Here is an 8,113-nt window from a genome sequence, read left to right on the forward strand (position 1 = left end):
ATTTGCTGGGTTTGCCCGAAGGTACCCATACCACCTTTGATTTGCCGGCAGGTGCCGCCTTTGGCGAACGCAGCCCTGCCATGCAACAGTGGATGGCGCGCCAGGTGCTTGACGATATGGGTGTACCCGGTGACGACTACGCTGTCGGTGATGTACTGCAGTTTCCCACGCCAGACGGCAAGGGGCAGTTTGCCGGCACCATTCTGGATTTCAGGCGGGACGCCAAGGGTGAGGCCGTGCTGTTTGATTTCAACCATCCGCTGGCGGGCCAACCGGTGAGTTTTGAAGTGAGTTTGATTGGTGTGTTATGAGCGCTAATGTGTTGCCGGCTGTGGCATCCATCACCCTGGCCGAGCCCCGGGGCTTTTGTGCCGGGGTAGACCGTGCCATCGAAATCGTCGAGAAAGCCCTGGCCAAATTTGGCGCACCCATCTATGTGCGCCATGAAATTGTGCACAACACCTATGTGGTAAATGATCTGAAAGCCAAAGGTGCTATCTTTATTGAAGCTCTTGATGAGGTGCCTGCAGGCGCAACGCTTGTTTTTTCAGCTCATGGTGTTAGCCGGGCAGTCCAGCAAGAGGCGATGGCGCGGGGCTTCCGGATTTTTGATGCGACATGTCCCCTGGTGACCAAGGTGCACGTCGAGGTTGCCAAACTGGCCCGCGAGGGGTTTGAGTTCATCATGATTGGTCACAAAGGCCACCCCGAGGTCGAAGGCACCATGGGCCAGCTTGAGAGCGGCATTCATCTGGTGGAGGACGTGGCCGATGTCGCGCACCTGGCACCAGCTCAGACCGCCCGTCTTGCCGTGGTGACACAGACCACGCTCAGTGTGGACGATGCCGCCGACATCGCGGCCGCCATCAAGGCGCGCTTTCCGGCCGTGCGGGAACCCAAACAACAAGACATTTGCTATGCCACCCAGAACCGGCAGGATGCGGTCAAGCTGCTTAGCCGTCAGGTCGACCTGGTCATCGTGGTGGGCAGTCCCACCAGCTCCAACAGTAACCGCTTGGCTGAACTGGCACGTAAACTTGGCACGCCGGGCTATATGGTTGACAGTGCGGCAGATTTGCAGCCCCAGTGGTTGGTTGGCCGTACCCGCGTGGGTCTGACCGCCGGTGCCTCGGCACCTGAAATCCTGGTGATGCAGGTGATCGAGCGCCTCAAGGCTTTGGGTGCCTTGTCAGTGCAGAGCATGGCCGGTGCGCCCGAGACGGTTAAATTTCCGCTGCCCAAAGGACTGCGTCCTGAAACAATGACCGGAGCCAGCACCGCCGCGTTGGATGTGAATTCATAATCAATAGCAGACATTACTTATAAATATTGGGCTAGAGCCTGATTTCTCTAAAAAAATCATCATGCTGGACATCAACTTACTTCGCAAAGACCTGAACCAGGCGGTTGCCCGCCTGGAAACGCGCAAGACGCCACAACTGTTCCTCAACGTGGCGGCCTTTGCCGCATTGGAGACCGAGCGCAAAACCATCCAGATGCACACCGAGGCGCTGCAAGCGCAGCGCAACAGCGCCAGCAAGCAGATCGGTCAGCTCAAGGCCAAGGGTCAGCATGACGAGGCAGCCGCGGCCATGGCGCAGGTGAGTGGCATCAAGGACGAGCTTGACGCCTCGGCCAAACGGCTCGATCAGATTCAGGGCGAGCTGCAAAACCTGCTGCTGGCGGTGCCCAACTTGCCGCACGAGAGCGTGCCCATTGGTGTCGACGAACACGCCAACGTGGTGGTGCGCAGCTGGGGCAGCCCGCGCTGCTTTGATTTTGACGTCAAAGACCATGTGGACGTGGGCACGCCGCTGGGCCTGGACTTCGAGATGGGCGTCAAGTTGACCGGGGCACGTTTTACCGTCATGAAAGGCCAGGTGGCGCGGCTGCATCGGGCGCTGGCGCAGTTCATGCTGGACGTTCAAACCCAGGAGCATGGCTATACCGAGTGCTACACACCTTACATCGTCAATGGCGAGACGCTGCGGGGTACCGGCCAGTTGCCCAAGTTTGAAGGCGACCTGTTTGCTGCCAAAAAGGGTGGACAGGAGGGCGAGGAACAACCCGACAACACGGCGCTGTACCTGATCCCCACCGCCGAGGTGCCGTTGACCAACTTTGTACGCGACGTGGTGGTCGGTGAAGCTGAGCTGCCGATCCTGTTGACCGGTCACACGCCCTGCTTCAGGTCTGAGGCGGGTAGCGCCGGGCGTGATACCCGTGGTTTGATCCGCCAGCACCAGTTTGACAAAGTCGAGATGGTGCAGATCGTCCACCCTGAGAAAAGCTACGAAGCGCTTGAAGTCATGACCGGTCATGCCGAGGCGATTTTGCAAAAGCTGGGCCTGCCATATCGGGTGATGAGTCTGTGCACAGGTGACATGGGATTTGGCGCCGCCAAAACCTACGACCTCGAGGTCTGGCTGCCAGCGCAATACACCTACCGCGAGATCAGCTCGGTGAGCAACTGCGAGGCTTTCCAGGCGCGGCGTTTGCAGGCCCGCTTTAAGAACGCGCAGGGAAAAAACGAACTGGTCCACACGCTAAACGGCTCGGGCCTGGCCGTCGGGCGCACGCTGGTTGCGGTGCTGGAGAACTATCAGAACGCAGATGGCTCGGTCACTGTCCCGGCGGTGTTACAACCCTACCTGGGAGGCCTCACCGTATTGGCGAGCACCCGCCCATGAAAATTAGAACGAATCGCCTGCTGGCGCTTTTAAGTCAAACGCTTTCAGCTATTTTGATAATAGCGCTGTCGGCATGTGCCTATGGCCCCAGGGTGCAGGAACAGGCTGCACCGATTGTGATGGTGCACGGCGACGGTGAGTCCGCCGCAACGTGGCAGGACGTGGTTTGGAGATTTGAGTCCAACGGTTGGCCGCGTGCACGCCTGTTCGTGTTGCAGCAAGCCTTTCCGCAAGCCCGCGATGACGACACCAAGGCGCAGTCGGGCCGCAGTTCCAACGCTGAACATCTGGCGTTTGTCAAAGCCGAAGTGGCCAAGGTTCTGGCCGCCACAGGTGCCAAGCAGGTGGTGCTGATCGGTCGGGGGCGCGGCGCGCTGGTGGTGCGCAATTACGTTCAGAGTGGTGGCGCGGCAAACGTCAGCCATGTGGTGCTGGCCCAGCCGGATGCGGTTTGGACCGGTGTGGCCAAAGCGCTGCCGTTGAAAGACTTTGACCTGACCTCATTCAAAGACTTGCAATGTCTGGTTCTACCCTTGTCGGAGCAACGCGACGGGGCCTTCTCTGCCGCGATGTTTGCCGCCAGCTACCGCTTGATCACCGGCCAGCCGTCGGCCCAGACCGGCATCTGGCCACAAGCGGCGTTTGCGCTGGGCGGGGTCATCACCGGCATGGGTCCAAAGTCTGAAGAGCGTGCCGGCACGGCCACCCATTACTTCAACAACCTGCCGCTTCCTGGTGCGCGCCTTGAGATTTATGCGGTGCACCCTGACAGTGGACTGCGCGTGGGTGATGCCTTGCACCGGCAGGTGGTGGGTCAGGACGGGCGCTGGGGGCCGTTTCAGGCGCAGCCGGGCGTTTTTTACGAGTTCGTGGTGCGTGCCAACGGTTATGCGGCCACGCACATTTACCGCAGCCCGTTTGCGCGCGGCACCGATTTACTCAACCTGAAGGCGAGCCGTATCGCGGATGCCGACTTGCCGGCTTTTTCCATCATCGACATGGAACGCTTGCGGGGTACGTTGGACCCGACCGTGCACCACAGTGTGCTCGATGGACGCACACCTGCACCTGGCACCCAAGTGGGCGGTGTCAACCCCGGCACCAGCCGCGTCACATTGAGCAAACCACAATACCGAGCTATCGCCGCTGAAGTGCACACCGACGTGGTCGAGCGGGTGGTGGGGCGCACCTGGCCCGCCAAAGAGAGTCATGTGGTCCGTCTGGAGATGTCGCAATAGGTGCTGCGGTGCGAATTCAGGCCACGCCAGTGGCAAAGTCGTGGTGCAGGCGATCGATCCACTCCTCGACATCCATGTCGCTGAACACCAGTGCACCCGCGGCGTAATCGCCACCCTTGTTCCACTCGGTGCTGGCATTCATGCCGGCAAAACGCTGGATCGCTACTTCGGCCACCAAGCCCATGGCGATCAGACGCGTCACGGTTTCCGGCACCTTGTGGTCCAGAAACACTGCGTAATCATGGTGCATCCGGATCGCCAGACATAGCGCCGGCGACACGCCCCAACTGCGTGCCATCATGGCGCCAATCAGCGCGTGATCGGTATGGTGCCGGCTTTGTTCGACTTCGGTGAATGACACGTCGGGTTCACTGTTGCATGCCATCAGTGTCTTGCCATAGTCGGCAAAGCGCTGCAACAGCAGCGGGATGCCCACATCACAGAACAGGCCGAAGGTCTGTGCGATGTCCACATCCACCAGTCTCAGTTCGCGCGCCATACGTGCCATGCCGAACGAGCGCTTGCTTGACACATCCCAGAAGCGGGTCAGTTTTTGCCCTTCGCCGCGCATCATGTTTTGCAAGGTGAGCCGAGTGACCAGAACCTTGAGCTGCTTGAGCCCGATCATCGAGATCGCCTGCTCGATCGTTTCGCAGCGCCGCGTCAGGCCAAAGTACGGTGAATTGACGGTCCGCAAGACGGCAACGGTGGACGTGACGTCGGTCGCCACAAGCCGCGCGATCCGCCCGAAGTTCGGCTCTTCCAAACCCATTTCCCGCTCCAGCAATAGCAGCGTTTCAGGGCGTGCGGGAATGGCAATGCTCTTGATCAGTTCGTCGGCATGGGACTGCGACAACTGGGACTCGGCTTCGGCAACTGATTTGGCAATACTCACTTTGATTCACCTGTTCAATCCATCGGCGCGCTCACGCCAGACTGACATGATTGTCACCTGAATCTTGCAGCTCGCCAAACCAAACAATTTGATGTTGTGGATCACGATTCCCGCAACAGGAGTGGACCCAACCGACAAGACCAGCTGACCAATGCTTCATAATTTGACGCCTCAATAAAGTCACTTTGCGATTTGGAGAATTTTGTGCCTTACGTACTGACCCGTGAAAAGAACGGTGTTTATAAAAAGTTCAGTGGCTTCGTGACTCCCGAAGAGTTTCTTGCTTCGATCTATGAAAACCATCGTGATCCTGATTACGACCGACTGCGCTACTCAATCAATGATTTTCTTGAGGTCACCGATCATGCGGTCAGCAACAAGGACGTCTTGATGGCGGCGGCGCATGGACTTGGTGCTGCATTCTTGAACGCCACGGTAAAAGTTGCCATCGTCACAACCGACGCGGGCATTCGAGACTTGGTAGGCGGGTTCGCCGCTCTCACAAAGTATCCGCTGGCGTATTTCACGGATGTGGCTTCGGCCAGGCTATGGCTGCAGGAGCCTTGAGTTGATCGCTTGTCACCGGTCGATCACTACCTGCCTGGAATCAGCCCGAGTCGGCAACAACGGGTCTTTTACTCTTTTTCCGGACTCATTAGTGGCAAGCCGGTGGCAAGGCGTCTTCCGTCCTGGCGCCCGCTTTCTGTCGCGTTGCCAATCGGTCGGTGTTCGCTTTCCAAATGGGAGATCCTTGGACCCGCGGTGAGCCTTACATCACCTTGTTGGAACGACGCCAGATGCCCAAGGTCTGCGCCTGGCTGACAAGCTGTTCTCTGAAATCAGGGTGCGCAATGTTGATGAGCGCCTCTGTCCGCTGCCAGGTCGACTTTGCCTTCAACTGCGCGCAACCGAACTCAGTCACAACGTAGTGGACGATCGAGCGCGGGCAGGTGACGATGGTTCCCGGAGACAGCGTCGGCACGATACGCGAGCCAATGGTGCCGTCCTTCTTTCTGAAGGTTGAGTTGATGCAGATGAGACCCTTGCCTCCTTCAGATCGGTAGGCCCCCATGATGAAATCGAGTTGCCCACCGGTTCCCGAGATTTGGCGCGATCCTGAGGACTCGCTGGCGACCTGTGTGAACAGGTCGATTTCAATGGCATTGTTGATCGCAATGACCTTGGGGTTGCGGCCAATGACACAGGGATCGTTGGTGTAAGACACAGGAAAAATCGCTGCCGCCGGGTTGTTGTCAAGAAAATCGTAGAGTTTTTGTGTACCCATGGCAAAGGTGTAAACCATCTTGCCGCGGTCGATGCTTTTTCGCTTGCCAGTGATTCGCCCGGCCAGGTACATGTCGACATAGGAGTCAGCCAGCATCTCGGTATGCACGCCAAGATCCTTCAGATCGCTTTTGGCGATCAATGCACCGACAATATTGGGCAGCGCTCCGATGCCGAGTTGAATCGTCGAGCCATCTTCCAGCAATTCCATGACGTGTGCCGCGACCAATCGATCGGCTTCGCTGACGGCAGCCTCGGGAAGTTGAACCAAAGGACTGTTGGGTCCTTCAACCACCATGTCCACCCTGGAAATGTGGATGGATTCGTCAAGTCCGCCCAGGCATCGAGGCGCCATGTTGTTCACTTCGACAATGATTTTTCTGGCCTTGCTCAAATAGGCCGGGGTCATCGAGCAACTGGTTGAGAGGTTGAAAAATCCGTTGGCATCCATGGCCGTCACCTGCACAACGGCAATGTCTGGCTCCTCATAGAGCGTGACGTTCTGGGGACCTTGGTGGTAGCACAATGGGATATAGCTGGCGAGGCCCCGCTCACCGTACTTGCGACCCAAGCCTGAAAAATGCCAGTCATCCCAGATAAATGACTCCCTCCCCGGATCGGCATCAACGCACTGCAGGGGTTTCACACGGGTTGTTGTGGTCAGGATAACGTCTTTGAGTTCGTTTTTCCTCAAAGCAAGAGCAGCATCCACGGCCTCGACGTTTTGCACAAATTCGCCCATGAAGACATGGTCACCCGATTTAACCAGTGCAGCGGCCTGAGTGGCTGTTCCAAGCTTTTGCTGATATTGAAGTTGTTCACGATGGGTCATAGGTGAGCCTCATGAGATGACACGGAGGAAGCCGGTTTGCAAGGGGGTTCGAGATTGCCATAGGGATGACAGATCAAGATGCTTCATGGTAATGAGGCACCATTGATCGGTCATTGACCTGGGTCAGGACATTCATGGATCGTGGTCTCAAATCAGCGCAACCGTCAGGGCACGACTTTTTTGATTTGAGAACGGGTATCGAGATGACGCATCGTGGCAACGATGCGTCATCGACGGAAGTGCAAAAGGCACCCGCCCGGGTGAGTGAAACACCGACCGCGATGGCGTCAATTGACCATCAGGCCTTGAGGGCGTCGATGCCGTGGCTGGCACCGCAAACCTGCAAAGCTACCCAGGGCCCTGCATCTCGCCAGACATGAGCGTCACCACCCCTGGCCGTGCTGCACGGACGGCGCGGACAAGGGCGTGTGCAACATCTTGGGCCGAAATGGCGCGGTAGTTCGCCGGGATCAGGGGTCGAAGTCGGCGCGCTAAAACCAGGCCAAAACCCTCGCCACCCCGCTCTGGTCGACCCAATGCTGCCCTGTCGCCGTCCAGCAATGATGGTCGCGCAATCACCAGGCTTGTCAACCCCATGTTGGCCAGTGCAAGTTCCATCTCACCCTTGGTGCGGTTGTAGAAAACTGAAGACTTTGGATTGGCACCCATGGCGCTGATCACGCCAAAATTTGTCGCGCCGGCAGACTGAGCCGCTCTGGCGACTGCAACGACCGCGTCCAGGTCTATTGCGCAAAAGCCGGCTTGGCTGCCGGCGACCTTGATCGTGGTCCCCAAGGCGATAAAGCAGTCATCCATTCTGGGCAGCACTGGCAGGGCAGCAAAATCAACGACATGACTTTGCAGTCTTGGATGCCGTAGCGCCAGGGGCCTTCGACCGACGCAGTGAACCACGCGATTCATTTTGTCGGCAAGCAGGATTGCGACGATTTCCCGACCCACAAGGCCGGTTGCGCCCGCAACCAATACCGCACGGCCGTGACTTTTTTCCATAGCTGTCGCCGTTTCGATCCTTATTTGCTCCATCGTCTGGTAATGTCCCAGGTAGTGGTGTAAGTTATTGACCGAACTGCAAGGCGCGAAGGGCGTAGCCCGAAGCGGCTTGCAGTTCGGTGGGGCCATCTGTTTTGGGGTGGCCATTGTGAGTTCCGGATAA

General features: G+C 57.9%; 8 protein-coding genes. 5 read left to right on the forward strand and 3 right to left on the reverse strand.

All coding sequences use genetic code 11. From position 1 onward, the window contains the following. The 4 genes from KBF66_RS17850 to KBF66_RS17865 form a co-directional block, all read left to right on the forward strand. On the forward strand, positions 1-311 hold a 311-nt coding region (locus KBF66_RS17850), incomplete at its 5' end, for a peptidylprolyl isomerase (protein ID WP_296660634.1). Continuing rightward, positions 308-1,303, forward strand: coding sequence for a 4-hydroxy-3-methylbut-2-enyl diphosphate reductase (gene ispH / locus KBF66_RS17855; protein ID WP_296660638.1), 996 nt, complete (start codon positions 308-310; stop codon positions 1,301-1,303). The genes KBF66_RS17850 and ispH, both read left to right, overlap by 4 nt. Before the next feature lie 61 nt (positions 1,304-1,364). Continuing rightward, positions 1,365-2,690: a serine--tRNA ligase gene (gene serS, locus KBF66_RS17860; protein WP_296660642.1), complete on the forward strand. Its 1,326-nt coding sequence runs from the start codon at positions 1,365-1,367 to the stop codon at positions 2,688-2,690. Continuing rightward, the gene (locus KBF66_RS17865; RefSeq protein ID WP_296660646.1) at positions 2,687-3,928 is read left to right on the forward strand and encodes a hypothetical protein; all 1,242 of its coding nucleotides are present in this window, start codon (positions 2,687-2,689) and stop codon (positions 3,926-3,928) included. The genes serS and KBF66_RS17865 overlap by 4 nt, the downstream gene beginning before the upstream one ends. A 16-nt stretch (positions 3,929-3,944) precedes the next feature. Here KBF66_RS17865 and KBF66_RS17870 read toward each other — a convergent pair whose 3' ends face one another. After that, entirely contained in the window at positions 3,945-4,823 is an 879-nt protein-coding gene (locus tag KBF66_RS17870; protein WP_296660649.1) for an HDOD domain-containing protein, read from the reverse strand. Positions 4,824-5,027: 204 nt separating this feature from the next. On the opposite strand from KBF66_RS17870, the gene KBF66_RS17875 reads away from it, so the two are divergent. Continuing rightward, entirely contained in the window at positions 5,028-5,390 is a 363-nt protein-coding gene (locus KBF66_RS17875) for a hypothetical protein (RefSeq protein WP_296660651.1), read from the forward strand. 202 nt (positions 5,391-5,592) lie between these two features. Here the strand turns inward: KBF66_RS17875 and KBF66_RS17880 are convergent, their stop codons facing one another. Beyond that, complete coding sequence (locus KBF66_RS17880) at positions 5,593-6,939, reverse strand: acetyl-CoA hydrolase/transferase C-terminal domain-containing protein (RefSeq protein WP_296660654.1); 1,347 nt, start codon at positions 6,937-6,939, stop codon at positions 5,593-5,595. A 348-nt stretch (positions 6,940-7,287) separates the two neighbouring features. Further along, on the reverse strand, positions 7,288-7,983 hold the full coding sequence (locus tag KBF66_RS17885; protein WP_365732554.1) for an NAD(P)H-binding protein: 696 nt from the start codon (positions 7,981-7,983) through the stop codon (positions 7,288-7,290). Between the last annotated feature and the right edge of the window lie 130 nt (positions 7,984-8,113).

Origin of the sequence: Rhodoferax sp., assembly GCF_018063565.1 — a bacterium.
GTDB lineage: Bacteria > Pseudomonadota > Gammaproteobacteria > Burkholderiales > Burkholderiaceae_C > Rhodoferax.